16 protein-coding genes are annotated in these 18,617 nt (G+C 74.4%); 8 read left to right on the top strand and 8 right to left on the bottom strand.

Going from position 1 to position 18,617, the window contains the following annotated elements; all coding sequences use genetic code 11:
• Nucleotides 1-320: 320 nt before the first annotated feature.
• Nucleotides 321-2,468, bottom strand: coding sequence for a restriction endonuclease (locus VM95_RS31170; protein WP_045703141.1), 2,148 nt, complete (start codon nt 2,466-2,468; stop codon nt 321-323).
• Between the two features lie 236 nt (nt 2,469-2,704).
• On the opposite strand from VM95_RS31170, the gene VM95_RS31165 reads away from it, so the two are divergent.
• Nucleotides 2,705-2,908, top strand: a complete 204-nt coding sequence (locus tag VM95_RS31165; protein WP_045703139.1) for a hypothetical protein — start codon at nt 2,705-2,707, stop codon at nt 2,906-2,908.
• A gap of 26 nt (nt 2,909-2,934) precedes the next feature.
• On the opposite strand, the gene VM95_RS31160 is transcribed toward VM95_RS31165, so the two are convergent.
• Nucleotides 2,935-4,161, bottom strand: coding sequence for an epoxide hydrolase family protein (locus tag VM95_RS31160; RefSeq protein ID WP_045703136.1), 1,227 nt, complete (start codon nt 4,159-4,161; stop codon nt 2,935-2,937).
• Between the two features lie 125 nt (nt 4,162-4,286).
• Here VM95_RS31160 and VM95_RS31155 point away from each other — a divergent pair, with 125 nt between their 5' ends.
• The gene (locus VM95_RS31155; protein WP_052706935.1) at nt 4,287-5,222 is read left to right on the top strand and encodes a DUF2797 domain-containing protein; all 936 of its coding nucleotides are present in this window, start codon (nt 4,287-4,289) and stop codon (nt 5,220-5,222) included.
• A gap of 15 nt (nt 5,223-5,237) precedes the next feature.
• On the opposite strand, the gene VM95_RS31150 is transcribed toward VM95_RS31155, so the two are convergent.
• The 4 genes from VM95_RS31150 to VM95_RS31135 form a co-directional block, all read right to left on the bottom strand.
• Nucleotides 5,238-5,549 (bottom strand): hypothetical protein, encoded by a 312-nt coding sequence (locus tag VM95_RS31150; RefSeq protein WP_157882248.1) that lies wholly within the window; start codon nt 5,547-5,549, stop codon nt 5,238-5,240.
• A 405-nt stretch (nt 5,550-5,954) separates the two neighbouring features.
• On the bottom strand, nt 5,955-6,692 hold the full coding sequence (locus VM95_RS31145; RefSeq protein WP_045703132.1) for a succinate dehydrogenase/fumarate reductase iron-sulfur subunit: 738 nt from the start codon (nt 6,690-6,692) through the stop codon (nt 5,955-5,957).
• Nucleotides 6,689-8,635, bottom strand: a complete 1,947-nt coding sequence (locus tag VM95_RS31140; RefSeq protein ID WP_045703130.1) for a fumarate reductase/succinate dehydrogenase flavoprotein subunit — start codon at nt 8,633-8,635, stop codon at nt 6,689-6,691. The genes VM95_RS31145 and VM95_RS31140 overlap by 4 nt, the downstream gene beginning before the upstream one ends.
• Nucleotides 8,632-9,336 (bottom strand): succinate dehydrogenase cytochrome b subunit, encoded by a 705-nt coding sequence (locus VM95_RS31135; protein ID WP_045703128.1) that lies wholly within the window; start codon nt 9,334-9,336, stop codon nt 8,632-8,634. The genes VM95_RS31140 and VM95_RS31135 overlap by 4 nt, the downstream gene beginning before the upstream one ends.
• A gap of 96 nt (nt 9,337-9,432) precedes the next feature.
• Between VM95_RS31135 and VM95_RS31130 the strand changes: the two genes are divergently transcribed.
• Nucleotides 9,433-10,353 carry a LysR family transcriptional regulator gene (locus VM95_RS31130; RefSeq protein WP_045703126.1) on the top strand — a complete coding sequence of 307 codons (921 nt, stop codon included), beginning with the start codon at nt 9,433-9,435 and terminating at the stop codon, nt 10,351-10,353.
• A gap of 21 nt (nt 10,354-10,374) precedes the next feature.
• Here the strand turns inward: VM95_RS31130 and VM95_RS31125 are convergent, their stop codons facing one another.
• Both VM95_RS31125 and gcl read right to left on the bottom strand, forming a co-directional pair.
• Nucleotides 10,375-10,863, bottom strand: coding sequence for a glutathione peroxidase (locus tag VM95_RS31125; RefSeq protein ID WP_045703124.1), 489 nt, complete (start codon nt 10,861-10,863; stop codon nt 10,375-10,377).
• Between the two features lie 176 nt (nt 10,864-11,039).
• Entirely contained in the window at nt 11,040-12,821 is a 1,782-nt protein-coding gene (gcl, locus tag VM95_RS31120) for a glyoxylate carboligase (RefSeq protein WP_045703122.1), read from the bottom strand.
• Nucleotides 12,822-13,475: 654 nt separating this feature from the next.
• Between gcl and VM95_RS31115 the strand changes: the two genes are divergently transcribed.
• From VM95_RS31115 to VM95_RS31095, 5 genes are all read left to right on the top strand, one after another.
• A complete protein-coding gene (locus VM95_RS31115; RefSeq protein WP_078860814.1) occupies nt 13,476-15,047 on the top strand; it encodes a SulP family inorganic anion transporter in 1,572 nt (523 codons plus the stop codon).
• A 272-nt stretch (nt 15,048-15,319) separates the two neighbouring features.
• Nucleotides 15,320-15,616, top strand: coding sequence for an MTH1187 family thiamine-binding protein (locus VM95_RS31110; RefSeq protein WP_045703119.1), 297 nt, complete (start codon nt 15,320-15,322; stop codon nt 15,614-15,616).
• A gap of 62 nt (nt 15,617-15,678) precedes the next feature.
• Nucleotides 15,679-16,260 (top strand): TetR/AcrR family transcriptional regulator, encoded by a 582-nt coding sequence (locus VM95_RS31105; RefSeq protein WP_045703117.1) that lies wholly within the window; start codon nt 15,679-15,681, stop codon nt 16,258-16,260.
• Between the two features lie 84 nt (nt 16,261-16,344).
• Nucleotides 16,345-17,832, top strand: a complete 1,488-nt coding sequence (locus VM95_RS31100) for an MFS transporter (protein WP_078860812.1) — start codon at nt 16,345-16,347, stop codon at nt 17,830-17,832.
• Nucleotides 17,829-18,590, top strand: a complete 762-nt coding sequence (locus VM95_RS31095; protein WP_045703115.1) for an SDR family NAD(P)-dependent oxidoreductase — start codon at nt 17,829-17,831, stop codon at nt 18,588-18,590. The genes VM95_RS31100 and VM95_RS31095 overlap by 4 nt, the downstream gene beginning before the upstream one ends.
• Nucleotides 18,591-18,617: the final 27 nt, after the last annotated feature.

Below are 18,617 nucleotides of genomic sequence, written 5' to 3'. Positions count from 1 at the left end.
GCTGACGTCGTCCAGGGCGACGACCCTGGTCTCGCCCTCCCCGTAGACCTTGTTCAGGCCGGTGGCGCGGGCAGCCGCCCGGCCGGTGCGGACGGCGGTCGCGGTCGACGTCACGAGAGATCCTCCGAGGGTGGGAAGGGATGGAACGGATGTGCTGATTCCGTTCCATCCTCCCAAGCCGTTCGAGTCCGATCCGTATGCCGCGGGGAGGGTCGGCCCCCGCCGACCCGGCGGCGCGGCGGGGGCGGGCTCCTCCTCAGGTATGACCCGGCGCCCTGAGGACCAAGGTCCCCACCGCTGCGCGGACGGCCCCTCAGCCGCTACTCCACGGCCACGCCGAAGGCCGTCGCCAGGCCGGCCAGGCCGTTCGTCACCGCGCGGCCGGACGGCGCGAACTGCCAGCCGCCGTCCGCCCGTTGGAAGGCGCCGAGGAGCATCGCCGAGTCCGGGACGCCGCCGTTGGCGCCCGGCCACCGGGCCGGCCCGCCCGCCCCGGGCCCGTACGAGGCGGTGACGGCGAGCCCGTACACGTGGCCCAGCGGCAGCGCCGGCGGCTCCTCCTCCTCGGTGGAGACCGCGACCACCACCTCCTCGACGGCGGCCGGCAGCCGGTGCAGGTCCAGGGTCAGCCGGGCCGCCCGGGTCGGCTCGCCCGGCACCGAGCGGGTCGGGTGCAGCCGCACGGCGCCGTCCGGGTCCTGCGGGTTGTTGAAGAAGACGAAGTGCTCGTCGCTGAGCACCCGGCCGCGCGCGCACAGGAAGGCCGTGACGTCCAGGTCCACCGGATCCCCGCCGGCCGTACGGCTCTGCCAGCTCACCGTCAGGCTGCTCCGCGCCCCGGCCGGCTCCTCGCGGGGCTCGGCGGCGGCCGGGGTCGGGGCGCTCCCGCCGCCGAGGCGGCCGCGCAGCCCCTGCTCCGCCAGCAGCTCCACCAGCTCCGGGCCGCTCACCAGGGTCAGCGGCTTGCCCTCGATGTAGCTGTACGAGCCCCTGCCGAAGCCCGCGGTGGTGACCAGGATGCCCTTGATCGCGCCGTGGTGGCGGACGGTGGACTCCAGGTCGCGCACGGCGGTCGGCGGCACGGTCTTCTTGTAGCGCTTGGCCTGGATGACGATCTTGCCGCCGGTCACCGGGTCCAGGTCCTCGGCGACCACGTCCACCCCGACGTCACCGCTGCGGGCCGTCGTCATCACGCGGAAGCCGCGCAGCCGGAACAACTCGGCGATCAGGTCCTCGAAGTCGAGCGGGTCCATCTCGAAGAGGTCCGGCTCGTCCTCGCCGCCCTGCCCGGCCGGCACCCCGCCGACCGTCTCCGGCAGCCGGTCCGGCCGCACCTCGTCCAGCCGCTCCGGGCGCGCGGACAGCTTCCCGCCCAGGCCCAGGAAGCACTCCACCGGCGCCACCCGGTCCAGCGCCAGCGCGGCGAAGCCGGCCCGGGACGCGGTCAGCGTGGACAGGAAGCGCTCGGCCTCCCGGCCGGTCGCCGGATCGATGCCGAGCACGAAGCCGTTCAGCACCACCGAGTCCAGCATCCCGTCCCGGTCCGCCCGGAACAGCTCCGCCGCCACCCGCAGCGCCGACTGCGCCAGCACCTCCCGGTACAGCGCCTTGCGCTCGGTCGCCGGGCGGGCCACCTCGGCCTCGCGGTCGTCCGACTTCACGTACCGGACCCGCGCCGCGGCCGGGACCACGTCCGGGCCCGGCAGCTCCCAGTTCACCACCAACTGGCGGCTCGACGCCTCCCAGGCCGCCACCAGCCGGTGCGGAAAGCCCTCCGGCCAGGCCGCCGAGGCGTACAACCCGGCCGTGAAGTACTCCTGCACCGCCTCCGGATCGCCCGCCCGCAGCCGGCGCAGCAACTCCTGGGTGCCGGCCCCGCGTTCCTCCTCCTGGCGGCGGAAACGCTCCGCCCACTCCAGGTACTCCCGGTGGTACGCGGCCAACCGCTGCTGCCGCTCCGCCTCCTGGGCCTGCGCCGCGTACCAGTCCCGCTCGAACCGGGCCCGCGCCTGCGCCACGTACTGCTCGTACTGGCGCCGCACCCCCGCGTTGCGCGCCTGGGCGGCGTCCGGCGCCGGCACGTGGTACGCCGCCGCGTGCTGGTCCGGCATCGCCACCGGCACGCCCAGCGGCCCCGGATCGAACGGCGGCACCTCGCGCCGCACCAGCAAGGCCTGCGGACCGAACGCCGGCGCCGCCAGACCCGCCGTCAGCAGACCGCGCAACTCCTCCACCCGGGCCGCCAGTTCGGCTGTCCGCCGGGCCGCCTCCGCCTCCCGGGACTGCTGGTAGGCGGCCTTCGCCTCCCGCTCGGTACGGGCCGCCGCCCGCTGCGCCTCCCGCTGCGCGCGCTCGTGCCGCCGCAGCTCCGCCTCCTCGGCGCGCCAGCGGGCCTCCTCCCGGCGCTGCTGCTGCCGCTGCGCCTCCGCCCAGACCGCCAGCACCCCGCTGTTCCGCCGCCCCGCCACCAGCCACCCCTTCGCCTCACGCGCCGTCCCGGCCGCACCACCCGCCTCCCGGCGTCGGCGCGGACCGCGCCCGCCACAATAGAACGTGCGCGGCCCACCGGGCGAAGCGCGGGGAGGGGGCGGCCACGCGCGCGCCACCGCCCGGCCCGCCCCACCCCGCGCCTCGCGCCCGGAGGGTGGACACCGGGCACGGGGTGGGCGAGGATCATCAACGAGTCGACTCAGGGGGAGAGTTCATGAGCATCAGCACCGGGCTCCGGCGCGCCGCCGTGGCGGTCGCCGCGGTCGGGATCACCGTCCTCACGGCCGGGGCCGCGCACGCCGACTGGCCGTCCGGGAACAGCCTGGCGTCGCCGGACCCGGGCAACACCTACGGCGCCTTCACGGCACCGGCCGGTGACCCGGTCACGCCGCAGGTCGGGTCGGCCGGGCAGCGGTAGGCCGGGCGGCGGTAGGCCGTCCGCCGTCACGGGCGGCGGCCGCGGAAGGTGCGGCGCAGGTCGTCGATCCAGGCCCGCGGGTTCTCCCAGGGGATGAAGTGGCCGCCGTGGTCGTGGGCGGTGAGGTTGACGTGGTGGTACCAGTCGGCCCGGTCGCCGGCGAGGAAGCTCCGGACGCGCTGGTCCGTCGTCACGCCCGGCGGGTTCTCGAAGCCGACGAAGGTGATCCCGGTGGGCGCCTCGACGACGGGCCGGCGGTCGTGCGAGGGCCGCCAGGGGTGGCGGTTGATGTTGCTGTAGTAGCGGATCGAGCTGCCGATGGCGTTGGTGGCCCAGTACAGGGTGGCGTGGGTGAGCAGGTCGTCCTTGGTGAACACGCTCTCCACGTCGCCGCCGTGGTCGCTCCACTTGGCCCAGCGGGCGAGCAGCCAGGCGAGCAGGCCGGCGGGCGAGTCGCTGAGCCCGGGGGCGAGGGTGGCGGGTTCGAGCATCTGGGCCGTGACGTGGACGGCGAAGCGCCGGTCGAGCTCGATCGTCCGCTCGCGGACGTCGGCCGGCGCGTCCGCGGGGATCGGGCGGCCCTGGGCGACGTCCCAGGCGCGGTCGCCGTTCAGGAAGTCGAGCCGCTGGCCGGAGCCGATGTGGATGCCGTACAGCGAGTCGGCGTACTTGTGGCCGAGCTGGCCGCAGACCAGCGCGCCGATGTCGCAGCCGCCGGCCGCGTAGCGCCGGTACCCGAGGACGTCGGTCATCAGGGTGTGCCAGAGGTCGGCGACCCGGACGAAGGTGAGGTCGGGCTCGCCGGTCAGCGGGCCGGGGAGGCCGAAGCCGGGCAGGGTGGGCACCAGGACGTCGAAGGCGTCGGCCGGGTCGCCGCCGTGCGCGCCGGGGTCGGCGAGCGGGTCGATCACCTTCGACCAGTGCCAGAACGTCCACGGCCAGCCGTGGCTGAGGATCAGCGGCACCGGGCGCGGGCCGACGCCGGCGCGGCGCAGGAAGTGCACGGGCACGCCGTCGACGGTCACCGTGTAGTGCTCGTAGGCGTTGATCGCGGCCTCGGCGCGGCGCCAGTCGAAGCCCTCGCGCCAGTACGCGAGCAGCTCGGTGAGGTAGCCGCGCGGGACGCCGTACGACCAGTCGTCGGGGTCGCCGAGCGGGGCGCGGGTGCGGGCGAGGCGGTCGCGCAGGTCGTCGAGGACGGCGTCGGGCAGGTGGACCGGGGTGGGGGAGAGCGGGAACGGGTCGGTGGCCAACTCGGGTTCCTTGCCTGGTCGGTGGAGCGACAGGGCGGCGGATCAACCGGCGACGGTCCGCCGCCGACAATCTACTGTCAGTGCCACGAGGTAGCCTCACTGGACCCGAAGGGAGGCAGGACCACGTGACGATCGCACCGCAGCGCTCCGACCGGCCCGCCGGCTGGATCTCCACCGGCCTGAGCTGGCAGGACGGCCGCGCCGTGCTCGGGGCCGTGTCCGGCACCCGGGTGCACGAACGCGCCGTGACGCCCGGCGCCGAGGTCGGCTGGCTGCTGGGCGGCCCGCGCCGCTGCACCGGCGCCTGGCTGGCGGGGGCGACGGAGCGCACGCCCTGCCCGCACCGGGCGGTGATCGACCCGGGCGCCGGCGCCACCCAGTGCCCGGCCTGCCAGAGCGTGGACCGCGGCCTCGCCCTCGCCCGGGACCAGATCCTCGACGACGGCCGCACCTACCTGCTCTACCTCGCCTGGTTCGGCGAGGGCCTGCTCAAGGTCGGCCTGACCGCCGAGCAGCGCGGTGACAGCCGGCTGCTCGAACAGGGCGCGCTGGCCTACGCGTTCACCGCGCGCGGCGCCCTGCCCGCGGTGCGCCGCGCCGAACTCACCGTGGCCGCCTCGGGGATGGCCCGCGAGCGCTTCAAGTCCCGGATCAAGACCGACCACTGGTGGGCGCACGGCGACGCGGCACACCGCCGGGCCGTCCTCACCGAGGCCCGCGGGCGCGCGCACCGCCTCCTGGACGGCCACGCCGTCGAACGGCTCACGGACCGCCCGGTGGTGGACCACGTGGACCGCTTCGGCCTGGCCGGCGGCGCCCCCGAGGCGTACCAGGAGGTGGCCGGCCTGGCGGACGGCGCGGTCCTGGCGGGGGCACTGCGCCCGCCGGTCGGCCGGCACCTCTTCCTCGACCAGCCGGACGGCTCCGGCCCGCTGCTGCTGGACACCCGGCGCCTCACCGGCTGGACGCTGACGCCCGTCACCGGCCGCCGCAGCGCCGGCCTCACCCTGGAGGAGCGGGTCCGCCCGCCGGAGCCGGACACCCAGGAGGCGCTGTTCTAGACGGGTCTGCTCAGCTCAGCCCAGCTTGCCGCGCACCCCGCCCGGCCCCTTGCGGGCGCGGCGGGACAGCGGCGGCCGGGACGGCCGGACGTCGCCGCGCCCGGCCGGGGCCGGGTCGGCGGTGTCGGCGGCCCGGCGGGCGAGCGCGGCCCGGGCGGCGGCCAGCGCGACCCGGGCGAGCAGCGGGTCCTCCCGGAGCCCGGCCGCGTGCTTGGCGTGCTGGCAGGTGGCGCACCAGAGCGGGGAGGCGGGCCCGTCCGGGTAGGCCATGCCCTCCGGTGGCAGGTAATGCCCACCGCACTCGACGCACTCGAAGACCAGCCTCATCCGACGATCACCGTCCCTGACCCGTGGCACCGACCGCAGGGCGACCAGAACTCGTGGATCCTGGGCGCCATGCTTCCTTCCTCGTCCAGTTCGACCGTTGCCTCGGTCTTCTGGGTCCCCCCGGACCCGCCGCAGCCGGAACAGGACTGAACCTCGGGCATATGCCGTCCCTCCCTAGCGGAGGACCACCGTAGCGCGATTCTCCGTGTCGCAGCACCGCTCTTGACGATCCGCCACCCGTACGGGGAGCGCGAACGGCCACCGCGCGCCCCACCCCCGCACGCTCCCCACGCGCTCCCCGCACGCGCCCTCGCACGCCCGCACGCCTGTACGCCCGCACGCCCGTACGGCGAAGGCCCCCCGCGATGAGCACCAGCGCGAGGGGCCTTCCGTACCGAGGGGGCGTCAGCCGAGCGACGCCCGCAGGAACTGCCGGTTCATCGCGGCGATGCTGGTGAGCGGGATGCCCTTGGGGCAGGCGGTGGCGCACTCGCCGGTGTTGGTGCAGCCGCCGAAGCCCTCGTCGTCCATCGCCGCGACCATGTTCCGCACGCGGGAGGAGCGCTCGGGCGCGCCCTGCGGCAGCACGTTGAGGTGGACGACCTTGGCCGAGGTGAACAGCATCGCGGAGCCGTTCGGGCAGGCCGCCACGCAGGCGCCGCAGCCGATGCACTCGGCGTGCTCGAAGGCGGTGTCGGCCGCCTCCTTGGGGACGGGCGTGGCGTGCGCGTCGGGGGCGCTGCCGGTGGGCGCGGTGATGTAGCCGCCCGAGCCGATGATCCGGTCGAAGGCGGTGCGGTCCACGACCAGGTCCTTGACCACCGGGAAGGCCGAGGCACGCCACGGCTCGACGTCGATGGTGTCGCCGTCCTTGAAGTGCCGCATGTGCAGCTGGCAGGTGGTGGTGCGCTCGGGGCCGTGCGCCTGGCCGTTGATGACCATGCCGCAGGCGCCGCAGATGCCCTCGCGGCAGTCGTGGTCGAAGGCGACGGGCTGGTCGCCGCGGGTGATCAGCTCCTCGTTGAGGGTGTCGAGCATCTCCAGGAAGGACATGTCCGGGCTGATGCCGCTGACCTGGTAGGTGGTCATCGAGCCGGGGGCGTCCGGGCCCGCCTGGCGCCAGATGCGCAGGGTGAGGTTCATGCGTAGCTCCGCTGGGTGGGGTGGACGTACTCGAAGTCGAGGGCCTCGCGGTGGAGGACGGGCGCGGTGCCGGTGCCGGTGAACTCCCAGGCGGCGGCGTAGCTGAAGTCCTCGTCGCGGCGGGCGGCCTCGCCCTCGGGCGTCTGGCTCTCGGTGCGGAAGTGGCCGCCGCAGGACTCGGCCCGGTGCAGCGCGTCCAGGCACATGAGTTCGGCGAGCTCGAAGTAGTCGACGAGCCGGTTGGCCTTCTCCAGCGACTGGTTGAGCTCCTGGCCGGTGCCGGGCACCTTGATCCGGCGCCAGAACTCCTCGCGCAGCTCGGGGATCCGGGTGAGGGCCTGCTTGAGACCGGCCTCGTCGCGGGCCATGCCGCACTTGTCCCAGAGCAGTTCGCCGAGCTCGCGGTGGAAGGAGTCCGGGGTGCGGTCGCCGTTCACCGCGAGGATCCGCTCGAGGCGGTCGGTGACCTCGGACTCGGCCTCGGTGACCGAGGGGTGGTCGGCGGCCACTGCGGGCAGCGGGTTGCGGGCCAGGTAGTCGTTGAGGGTGGGCGGCAGCACGAAGTAGCCGTCCGCGAGGCCCTGCATGAGCGCGCTGGCGCCGAGCCGGTTGGCGCCGTGGTCGGAGAAGTTGGCCTCGCCGATGGCGAACAGGCCGGGGACGGTGGTCTGCAGGTCGTAGTCGACCCAGAGTCCGCCCATGGTGTAGTGGATCGCCGGGTAGATCCGCATCGGCACCTTGTACGGGTCCTCGGCGGTGATCCGCTCGTACATCTCGAACAGGTTGCCGTACTTGGCCTCGACGGCGTCCCGGCCGAGCCGGCGGATGGCGTCGGCGAAGTCCAGGTACACGCCCTGCCCGCCGGGGCCGACGCCGCGGCCCTCGTCGCAGACGTTCTTGGCAGCCCGGGAGGCGATGTCGCGCGGCACCAGGTTGCCGAAGGAGGGGTAGATCCGCTCCAGGTAGTAGTCCCGCTCGTCCTCGGGGATCGCCGCCGGCGGGCGGGTGTCGCCCTGGGCCTTGGGCACCCAGATCCGGCCGTCGTTGCGCAGCGACTCGCTCATCAGGGTGAGCTTGGACTGGTGGTCGCCGGAGCGCGGGATGCAGGTCGGGTGGATCTGGGTGAAGCACGGGTTGGCGAAGTAGGCGCCGCGCCGGTGGGCCCGCCAGGCCGCGGTGGCGTTGGAGTTCTTGGCGTTGGTGGAGAGGTAGAAGACGTTGCCGTAGCCGCCGCTGGCGAGCACGACGGCGTCCGCCGTGTAGGTGCGGATCTCGCCGGTGACGAGGTCGCGGGCGACGATGCCGCGGGCCCGGCCGTCCACCACGACGAGGTCCAGCATCTCGGTGCGGGCGTGCATCTCCACGTTCCCGGCGGCGATCTGCCGGGACAGCGCCTGGTAGGCGCCGAGCAGCAGCTGCTGGCCCGTCTGGCCGCGGGCGTAGAAGGTGCGGGAGACCTGGACGCCGCCGAAGGAGCGGGTGTCGAGCAGGCCGCCGTACTCGCGGGCGAAGGGCACGCCCTGGGCGACGCACTGGTCGATGATCTCCACCGACACCTGGGCGAGCCGGTGCACGTTGGACTCGCGGGCGCGGAAGTCGCCGCCCTTGACGGTGTCGTAGAACAGCCGGCGGATCGAGTCGCCGTCGTTGCGGTAGTTCTTGGCCGCGTTGATGCCGCCCTGGGCGGCGATCGAGTGGGCCCGGCGCGGGGAGTCCTGGAAGCAGAACTGGACGACGTGGTAGCCCTGTTCGGCGAGGGTGGCGCCGGCGGCGCCACCGGCCAGGCCGGTGCCGACCACGATCACGGTGTGCTTGCGGCGGTTGGCGGGGTTGACCAGCTTGGCCTGGAACCGGCGCTCGTCCCACCGCTGTTCGATCGCCCCGGCCGGGGCCTTGTCGTCGGCGATCGGCTCGCCCACGGAGTACTCGGGGTAGGTGGTCACTTCACGACTCCGAACATCACGGCCAGGGGGACGGACACGAAGCCGACGCTGAGCAGCAGCGCCAGGCCGTTGGCGGCCAGCTTCAGGAAGAAGTTCAGCCGCGCGTTGTTGGCGCCGAGGGTCTGCGCGGCGCTCCAGAAGCCGTGCCGGATGTGCAGACCGAGGGCCAGCATCGCGAGGATGTAGAACACGCAGCTGTACCAGCGGTCGAACGAGGCGACGATGTTCTGGTACGGGTGCTCGTGCTCGGCGACCGGGTTCACGGTGCCGGTGGTGAGGTCGAGGATGTGCCAGATGACGAACAGGCCCAGGATCACCCCGCCCCAGCGCATCGTGCGGGTCGCGTAGGTGGCCCGCTGGCGCTGGTGCGCGTACTTGGTCGGCCGGGCCGCGATGTCGCGGCGGCTGAGCTGGTACGCGGAGACGCCGTGCGCGACGACGCAGACGGTCAGGCCGGCCCGGAAGATCCACAGCAGCCACTCGTAGCGCAGGAAGGGCATGCCGAGGGTGCGCAGCCAGTGGGCGTAGTGGTTGATCTCCTCGGGCCCGAAGAAGATCTGCAGGTTGCCCAGCATGTGGAAGACCAGGTACAGCAGCATGAGGAGTCCGCTGACGGCCATGACGGCCTTCTTGCCGACGGTCGACCGCCACAGGTTCAAGAGCAGGGACGGAGGGCGGCCCGTCCGCGTCACGGTTGTCATGGCGGCAACCGTAGGGACGCGTTCCAAGCCCTGTCCAAGACATGATCCGGCTCGTGACGATAGCCGCAGCCTATGGAAGGCCTTTACGCTGGGCTTATGCAGCTCCAGCAACTCCGCTACTTCCTGGCCGTGGCCGAAACCTGTCACTTCACCCGGGCCGCTGAGACAGTCCGGGTCGCCCAGCCCTCGCTCTCCCAGCAGGTCCGGGCACTGGAGCGCGAGCTGGGTGCCGAGCTGTTCCACCGCACCCGGGGCAACATCGCGCTGACCGACGCCGGGGCGGCGCTGCTGCCGCTGGCCCGGCGCATCGTGGCGGACACCGAGAGCGCCCGGCTCGCCGTCCAGGAGACGGTGCAGCTGCGCCGCGGCCGGGTGCGGCTCGGCGCGCCGCCGAGCCTGTGCACCAGCCTGGTGCCGGACGTGCTGCGGGTCTTCCGGGACCGCTACCCGGGCGTCGCGCTCGGGGTGCGCGAGGGCGGTTCGCGCGACCTCGTCGAGCTGCTGGCGGCGGGGGAGCTGGACCTCGCGCTGGTGATCACCCCGGCGGGCGGGGAGGGGCCGCCGGACCCGGCCGTCACCGAACTACTGCACGAGGAGCTGGTGCTGGTCTCGGCCGGGCAGCCGGCCCGGCGCAAGGCGCGGGTGGCGGAGCTGGAGGGGCGGCCGCTGGTGATGTTCCGGGAGGGCTACGACGTCCGCGAGGCCACCCTGGCGGCCTGCCGGGAGGCCGGGTTCGAGCCCGAATTCGCCGTCGAGGGCGGGGAGATGGACGCGGTGCTCGGCTTCGTCCGGGCCGGGCTCGGGCCCGCCGTGGTGCCCGGCATGGTCGCCGCCCGCTCGGGGCTGGCGGTGACGCCCTTCGCCGCGCCGGGCCTGGGCCGCACCATCGCCGTCGCGCACGGGCCCGAACTGCGGCCGACCCGGGCCGCCGAGGCGCTGCGCGACACCCTGCTGGCGCACCTGCGCGACGCGGCCCGGGCGGGTGAACTCCCGCCCGGGACACGGCTGTTGCTCTGACCAGGGCCTGTCTCCAGGAGGTCAGGCCGGGAGGACCGCCTCGATCGCGGTGAGCACCTCGGCCGCCTCCGGGTCGGTGGCCGGGCGGATCCGGGCGGTGACGGCGCCGTCCGGCGAGACGACGAACTTCTCGAAGTTCCAGGTGACGTCGCCGGCCTGGCCCTCGGCGTCGGCGTGCCGGGTCAGCACCTCGTACAGCGGGTGCCGCTGCTCGCCGTTGACGTCGATCTTCTCGAACAGCGGGAAGGTCACGCCGTAGGTGGTGGAGCAGAAGGTGGCGATCTCCTCGGCGCTGCCCGGCTCCTGCCCGGCGAACTGGTTGCACGGGAAGCCCAGCACGGTGAACCCGCGCCCGGCGTACCGCTCCTGGAGCCGCTCCAGGCCGGCGTACTGCGGGGTGAGGCCGCACTTGGAGGCGACGTTGACGATCAGCAGCGCCTTGCCCTTGTGGTCGGCGAGCGAGGCGGGCTCACCGGCGAGGGTGCGCAGCGGAATGTCGTACAGGCTCACGGTGGTGGTCCTTCCGGCGGGTCGTGGAGCGGGTCGGGTCGGGACGGGCGGGGCCCGGGGCCGTGCCCGGCAACACGGTAGCGGCCCCGGACGGGTCAACCGCGCCGACGCCGCGGCTGTTCCGCGGGCGCGGGGGCGTACGCGAACGGCGTGCGGCACCCCCGCGCCCGGGGTGCTCAGCGAGCGAGCGGGCGCACGGCGGTGGGCGCGTGCTCCGGGAGGGTGGCCAGCTCCTCGAACTCGTTGACCTTGTCGATGTCGGCGGCCGCCATCGAGATGTTGGTGACCCGCTCCAGGATCGCCTCGACCACCACCGGGACGCGGAACTCGGCGGCCAGCTTCTTGGCCTCCTCGAAGGCGGGCAGCAGCTGGTCCGGCTCGGTGACCCGGATCGCCTTGCAGCCCAGGCCCTCGACCACCCGGACGTGGTCGACGCCGTAGACGCCCAGCTCCGGGGCGTTGATGTTCTCGAACTCCAGCTTGACCTGGAAGTCGATGTCGAAGGCGCGCTGCGCCTGCCGGATCAGGCCCAGGTAGGAGTTGTTCACCAGCACGTGGATGTACGGGATCCGGTGCTGGGCGCCGACCGCCAGCTCCTCGATCATGAACTGGAAGTCGTAGTCGCCGGAGAGCGCGACGACCTGTCCCTGCGGGTCGGCGCTGGCGACGCCGAGGGCGGCCGGGATGGTCCAGCCGAGCGGGCCGGCCTGGCCGCAGTTGATCCAGTGCCGCGGCTTGTAGACGTGCAGCAGCTGCGCGCCGGCGATCTGGGACAGGCCGATGGTGGTGACGTACCGGGTCTCCGGGCCGAAGGCGCGGTTCATCTCCTCGTAGACGCGCTGCGGCTTGAGCGGGACGTCGTCGAAGTGGGTGCGGCGCTGCAGCCGGGCCCTGCGCTCCTGGGCGGAGGCGGCCCAGGCGGTGCGGTCCTTGAGGGCGCCGGCCTCCTTCAGCTCCCGGGCGACCCGGACGAAGAGCTCCAGCGCGGCCTTGGCGTCGGAGGCGATGCCGAGGGCGGGCGCGAAGATCCGCCCGATCTGGGTGGGCTCGACGTCGACGTGGACGAAGGTCCGGCCGGCGGTGTAGACGTCCAGGCCGCCGGTGTGCCGGTTGGCCCAGCGGTTGCCGATGCCGAGGACGAAGTCGGAGGCGAGGAAGGTCTCGTTGCCGTAGCGGTGCGAGGTCTGCAGGCCGACCATGCCCGCGTTGAGCTCGTGGTCGTCGGGGACGACGCCCCAGCCCATCAGGGTGGGCACGACGGGCACGCCGGTCAGCTCGGCGAACTCCAGCAGCAGCGCGGAGGCGTCGGCGTTGATGACGCCGCCGCCGGCGACGATCAGCGGGCGCTCGGACTCCTGGAGCAGCGCGATCGCCTTCTCGATCTGCACCCGGTTGGCGGTCGGCCGGTAGACCGGCAGCGGCTGGTAGGCCTCGGGGTCGAAGTCGATCTCGGTCAGCTGCACGTCGATCGGCAGGTCGATCAGGACGGGGCCGGGGCGGCCGGAGCGCATCAGGTGGAAGGCCTGCTGGAACACGCCGGGCACCTGCGCGGCCTCCAGCACGGTGGTCGCCTTCTTGGTGACCGGCGCGGCGATCGAGGCGATGTCGACGGCCTGGAAGTCCTCCTTGTGCAGCCGGGCGACGGGCGCCTGGCCGGTGACGCACAGGATCGGGATCGAGTCGGCGATGGCCGAGTACAGGCCAGTGATCATGTCGGTGCCGGCCGGGCCCGAGGTGCCGATGCAGACGCCGATGTTCCCGGCGGCGGCCCGGGTGTAGCCCTCGGCCATGTGCGAGGCGCCCTCGACGTGCCGGGCCAGCGTGTGCCGGATCCCGCCGGACGCCTTGAGCGCGGCGTAGAAGGGGTTGATGGCCGCGCCCGGCACGCCGAAGGCCGCCTCGACGCCTTCGAGCTTGAGGATCTCCACGGCCGCGCGGGCGGCTGTCATTCGGGGCATCGGGTCTCTCCTGCGTCGGCCCGCAGTGGGTCGGAGGGCTCATCTCCAGAATTCCACCATACGGAAGAACGGTTTCTGTATGTGGAAGGAACGTACGGCGGGCCGGGCGGGCCGTCAAGGGGACTTCAGCAGAATGTGGAACGTCGGCCCGGTGTTCGGGGCGGGATGCTCGGGATGGTCTCTTGACCTTCCGGTTCGTACGGGCGCTCGCCGTTCGCGCGCGTGTACCCGGGGAACCCGCCGCTCCGCCCTCGAAAGCGCGTCCGGTGTGGAGCACGGGTGAAGGCCCGGTGCCGGAGGTCGGCCCACCCCGCGCGCCCGGGTACCGTCGGTGCCACGCCGGGCCCGTGACGTCCAACTGAGGCCGCGGCAGGGGGGTTTGAGGCCGTCCGGGAAGCGGGGGAGCTTCCGGGGGTGGCCCCGTCCAGGACCAGCGCGCCCGGTCCGCCGCACCCGAGCGAGGGACGCACCCCCTGACCGCACCGACCCGACACCCGCCGCCGCCCTCCGGTCCAGCCGGACGCGCGGGCGTACCGTTGTCGCCCGCCGCGGTCAACACCACTCTCCTCGGCCTGCAACGGCGTGCCCGCGGTCGCGGGTGCGCGGAAAGAAGCACCCCATGCGCTGTCCCCCTGCCCTGCCGGCGGTGACCGGGTGAACCCGTACCCCCGCCGTCGCAAGAGCCCGCCGGGCCACCCCCGCACGAGCACCCCGAAGGGCCGCCGCCGGCCCCCGCTCGCCGCGCTGCGCGCCGTCCCGTGGCGCCACGACCTGCCCGCCTCGCTGGTGGTGTTCCTGGTCGCCCTCCCGCTGTGCGTCGGCGTGGCCGTCGCCTCCGGCGTCCCGGCCGAACTCGGCCTGGTCACCGGCATCGTCGGCGGCCTGGTCGTCGGCCTGCTGCCCGGCAGCACCCTGCAGGTCAGCGGCCCCGCCGCCGGGCTGACCGTGCTGGTCGCCGACGCCGTCCAGCGCTTCGGCGCCGGCGCCCTCGGCCTGCTGGTGCTCGGCACCGGCCTGCTCCAGTTGGCCATGGGGGCCTTACGCCTCGGCCGCTGGTTCCGCGCCATCTCCACCTCGGTGGTGCACGGCATGCTGGCCGGCATCGGCCTGACCCTGCTGACCGGCCAGCTCTACGCGCTCGCCGACCGCCGCGCCCCCGCCACCGGCCCGGACAAGCTCGCCCGGCTGCCCGCCCTGCTCCGCGACACCCTCACCGGCGCCGCCCACCCGAGCGCCGTCCTGCTGGGCATCGGGACCCTGGCGGTGCTGATCGGCTGGAAGCACCTGCCGCAGCGCCTCGCCACGGCCGTCCCCGCGCCGCTGGCCGCGGTCGGACTGGCCGCCGCCGTCACCGCCGCCGCCGACCTGCCGGTGGCCCGGGTCCGGGTCGCCGGACTGCTCGACGTCGTCCACCTGCCCGAACCGGACTCGCTCGGCGCCCTGGCCGGCACCGCCGGGCTCGGCACCGTCGTCGCCTTCACCCTGATCGCCTCCGCCGAGACGCTGTTCAGCGCCGCCGCCGTCGACCGGATGCACCACGGCCCGCGCACCGACTACGACCGCGAACTGACGGCCCAGGGGCTCGGCAACACCGTCTGCGGGCTGCTCGGCGCGCTGCCGATGACCGCGGTGATCGTGCGCAGCGCCGCCAACGTCCAGGCCGGCGCCCGCAGCAGGGCCTCCCGCTTCCTGCACGGCCTGTGGCTGCTGCTGTTCACCGCGCTGCTGCCCGGCGCGCTCGGGCTCGTCCCGCTCTGCGCGCTGGCCGCCGTCCTGGTGCACGCCGGCGCCAAGCTCGTCCCGGTGCGCCGGATCGTCGCGCTGTGCCGGGAGCACCGCAGCGAGGCGGCGGTGCTGGTGGTGACGGCCGTGGCGATCATCGCCACCGACCTGTTCGAGGGGGTGCTGATCGGCATCGGCCTGGCGGTGGTCACCTCCGCCTGGCAGACCTCCACCCTCCAGATCGCCGTCGAGGAGGTGGTGCTGACGACCGGGCAGCCGCTGCACCGCGTCCGGCTCAGCGGCAACGCCACCTTCCTGCGGCTGCCCCGGCTGCTCGACACCCTGGAGCGGCTGCCCGCCGACCGGCCGGTCGAGCTCGACTGGTCCGGCCTGCGCCACCTCGACCACGCCTGCACGGTGGCGCTCACCTCCTGGGCGGCCCAGCACCGGGCCCGCTCCACCGCCCCGTTGGCCGTCGAACCGCCGCTGCCGACGATCGCCTGAGCCGGCCCGCCCGTCACCGACGGTATGGCCCGCGACTGAGGTGCGGACTCCCCTGCGGAGGGGCGGACGCGGCCGGCCGAGCACCGGCCCGAGCGTCAGGACCTCAGCAGTCCGCCCACCCACCAGTCGTGCGGCCTGCCGTCGTTGGTCGTCACAACCGGCTGGCCCGAGCCGGAGCCGCACCCGCCGTCGACGGCGGACCGCGCCGTAGCCTGGTCGCGGCCGGGGTGACCCGGGCCGCGACCAGTGCCGTCGACACAAGGAGCAGAGCCGTGATCGCAGCATTCTCGGTGACCCCGCTGGGCATCGGCGAGGACGTGGGGGAGGCGGTGGCGGCCGCCGTGCGGGTGGTCCGGGCGAGCGGGCTGCCGAACCGCACGGACGCCATGTTCACCAGCATCGAGGGCGAGTGGGACGAGGTGATGCCGGTGATCCGGGCGGCGATCGAGGCGGTGAAGGCGTACAGCGGGCGGGTGAGCACGGTCATCAAGATCGACGACCGGGCGGGGGTGACCGATGGCCTGACCGCGAAGGTGGCCACCGTCGAGCGGCACCTCGCGGAGGGTTGAGCACAGGGCTGAGTGACCGATCGATCTTGACCGATCGGTCTCGAAAGGCTTAGTGTTCCCTCATGGCGCGAACGAAGGAATTCGACCCGGACGCGGCGCTGCAGGCGGCACTCGAGCTGTTCTGGCGCCGCGGCTACGAGGCCACCTCGATGGCCGACCTGGTCGAGGAGCTCGGGATCGCCCGCGCGAGCATCTACGCCACCTTCGGCAGCAAGCACGAGCTCTACCTGCGCGCGTTGGAGCGGTACGCCGAGCAGACCGACCCGGTGCTGCTGGCCGAACTGTCCCAGCCCGGGCCGGTGCTGCCGGCGGTGCGGGCGATGGTGCGCCGGTACGCGACGTCCTCCACCGAGGACGGGCGGGAGCGCGGCTGCTTCGTCACCAACACGGCCGTCGAGCTCGCCCCGCACGACCCCTCGGCGGCCCGCCGGGTGGACGCCAGCCTCGGCCACCTGGAGACGGCGCTGACCGCCGCGCTGGTGCGGGCCGGGGCGCAGGGGGAGCTGCCCGCCGGGCGGGAACCCCGGGCGCTGGCCCGGATGCTGATGGTGCTGATGCAGGGCATGCGGGTGATGGGGAAGACCGCGGACGGCGCCGCGCGGGTGCGGGACGCGGCCGAGCAGGCGCTGGTGCTGCTCGACTGATCCGTGCGGGGGGCCGGGTACGTTCGCGGTTTTCTGCTGTCCCGATACTGGATCGAACGGTCGTTTAAATGAGAGGGGGGTTCCATGGGCACAACCACGAGCGCGACTGCGACTACGACTGCGAATACGACCACGCCCGGCCAGCCGGGCTTCGCCCTGCTGGGCGGCGTGCAGGCCGCGCTGATCTTCACCATCATGATCCTCTCCGTGCCGCTGCCCCTGGTGGCCCGGGAGTTCGGGCTCGGCCCGTCCGGCGTGCTGCTGCTGAACGCCGCCTACGGGCTCTCCTTCAGCGCGCTGCTGCTGCTCGGCGGCCGGCTCACCGACCGGTACGGCGGGCGCCGGACGCTGCGCGCCGGCCTGGCCCTGCTCGCCGCCGCCTCGATCGCCTGCGCCCTCGCGCCCGGCTTCGCCGTCCTGCTGGCGGGCCGCTTCGCCGAGGGTGTCGGCGCGGCCCTCACCGCCCCGGCGGCCGTCGCGGTGGTCCGCGAGCTGCGCCCCGAACCCGCCGCCTACCGGCGGGCGATGGCCACCTGGGGCGGCCTCTCGGTGCTCGGCGCGACGGCCGGCAGCCTGGCCTCCGGCGCGGTCGCCGCCGTCGCCTCCTGGCGCTGGCTGTTCGCCGTGCCCGTCCTGGTCGCGCTCACCGGGCTGCTGCGCTCCGGCTCGCTGCCGCCCGCCGCACCCGCCGGCCGCCGCCCCGCCCTGGACCTGCGCGGCGCCGCGCTCGCCACCGCCGGTGTCTGCGCGGCCAGTTACGGCCTGGTCGGCTCCACCGAACACGGCTGGCGCACCCCCGCGACGCTCGCCCCGCTGGCCGCCGGGCTCGTCCTGCTGCTCGCCTTCGCCGCCGCCGAACGGCACACCCCCGACCCGCTGCTGCCGCCCGGCTTCCTCGCCGACCGGCGCCGCGCCACCGCGCTCGCCGCCGTCATGGCGACCGCCGCCGGCACCGGGCTCACCTTCGTGCTGCTCGCGCTCTACCTCCAGCAGGTGCGCGGCTGGGGCCTGCTGGCCACCTCCGGCGCCTTCCTGCCGTACGCGGCCGTCCTGCTGCTCGCCGGCCGTCTCGCCGGGCCGCTGACCGCGCGGTACGGCCCGGCCGCGGTCACCGCCGGCGGCCTCGCCCTCGCGGCGGCCGGACTCGGCCTGCTGGCCCGGCTCACCCCCGGCAGCGGGTACGCCGCCGACCTGCTGCCCGGACTGCTCCTGCTGCCCGCCGGAGCCGCGGCCGCCTTCGCCGGCGCGGCCGTCCTCGCCACCGGCGGCGTGCCGCCCGAGCGGACCGGCCTCGCCGCGGGCGTCCTCAACACCGCCATGGAGCTCGGGCCCACCGCGGGCCTGGCAGCCCTGATGGCGCTCGCCGCGACCCGCCCGACCGTCGTCGGCGGCTACGCCGCGGCCTTCGCGGCGGCCGCCGCCGGGCTGGCGCTCACCGCCCTCGCGGTCGCCGCCCTGCCCCGAACCACCACGACCACGACCACCACGACCACGACCACCACGACCACCACGACCACGACCACCAGCACGACACCTGAACGCATCGACCGCATCAAGGAGTTCACCTCATGACCACGCGTTTCGCCGACAGCTCCGTCCTGGTCACCGGCGGCGGCAGCGGCATCGGCCGGGCCATCGCCCTGGCCTTCGCCGCCGAGGGCGCCCGGGTCGCCGTGGCCGGCCGCAGCGCCGCGCCGCTCGCCGAGACCGTCGAGCTGATCGAGCGGGCCGGCGGCAAGGCCGTCGCGCTGACCGGCGACGTGACGGACAGCCGGGACGCCGCCCGCCTCGTCCGCGAGACCGTCGAGCAGTTCGGCGCCCTGGACGTCGCCGTCAACAACGCCGGGGTGTTCGCCGCCCCCGGCCCGATCGCCGACATCGACGAGGCCGAGTGGCAGCGGCTGTTCGACACCAACGTGACCGGCACCCTGTTCGCGATGAAGCACCAGATCGGCCACATGCGGGCCAACGGCGGCGGCGCGATCGTCAACGTCTCGTCCAACCTCGGCGTCCACCGGCGGATGGAGGGCGCCGGCGCGTACGTCACCAGCAAGGCCGCCGTCACCGCGCTGACCCGCTCCGCCGCGCGCGACCACATCGCAGACGGCGTGCGGATCAACCTGGTCAGCCCCGGCCCGGTGGCCACCGACATGTCCACCCGGGCGGGGGAGAGCGAGGCCGAGAAGGCCGAGCGGATGAAGGCCGAGGTCCCGGTCGGCCGGGCCGGAGCGGTGGCGGAGATCGCGGCCGCGGTGCTCTACCTCGCCTCGCCGGAGGCCGGCTACACGGTCGGCGCCGACCTGGTGCTGGACGGCGGCGTCACCGCCTGACCGCAGCCCGCCGCACCTCGAACACGG

The sequence above is a fragment of the Streptomyces rubellomurinus genome (assembly GCF_000961885.1).
Taxonomy (GTDB): domain Bacteria; phylum Actinomycetota; class Actinomycetes; order Streptomycetales; family Streptomycetaceae; genus Kitasatospora; species Kitasatospora rubellomurina.
Note: the sequence above shows the minus strand (reverse complement) of the source record. Positions and strands in the feature narration are given on the sequence as shown.

Bases quoted from the DNA above. Each gene is read 5' to 3' on its own strand.
- VM95_RS31165 (WP_045703139.1), top strand. From the start codon at position 2,705: ATGAGCATCAGCACCGGGCTCCGGCGCGCCGCCGTGGCGGTCGCCGCG.
- VM95_RS31150 (WP_157882248.1), bottom strand. From the start codon at position 5,549: ATGAGGCTGGTCTTCGAGTGCGTCGAGTGCGGTGGGCATTACCTGCCA.
- VM95_RS31145 (WP_045703132.1), bottom strand. From the start codon at position 6,692: ATGAACCTCACCCTGCGCATCTGGCGCCAGGCGGGCCCGGACGCCCCC.
- VM95_RS31135 (WP_045703128.1), bottom strand. From the start codon at position 9,336: ATGACAACCGTGACGCGGACGGGCCGCCCTCCGTCCCTGCTCTTGAAC.
- VM95_RS31130 (WP_045703126.1), top strand. From the start codon at position 9,433: ATGCAGCTCCAGCAACTCCGCTACTTCCTGGCCGTGGCCGAAACCTGT.
- gcl (WP_045703122.1), bottom strand. From the start codon at position 12,821: ATGCCCCGAATGACAGCCGCCCGCGCGGCCGTGGAGATCCTCAAGCTC.
- VM95_RS31105 (WP_045703117.1), top strand. From the start codon at position 15,679: ATGGCGCGAACGAAGGAATTCGACCCGGACGCGGCGCTGCAGGCGGCA.
- VM95_RS31100 (WP_078860812.1), top strand. From the start codon at position 16,345: ATGGGCACAACCACGAGCGCGACTGCGACTACGACTGCGAATACGACC.
- VM95_RS31095 (WP_045703115.1), top strand. From the start codon at position 17,829: ATGACCACGCGTTTCGCCGACAGCTCCGTCCTGGTCACCGGCGGCGGC.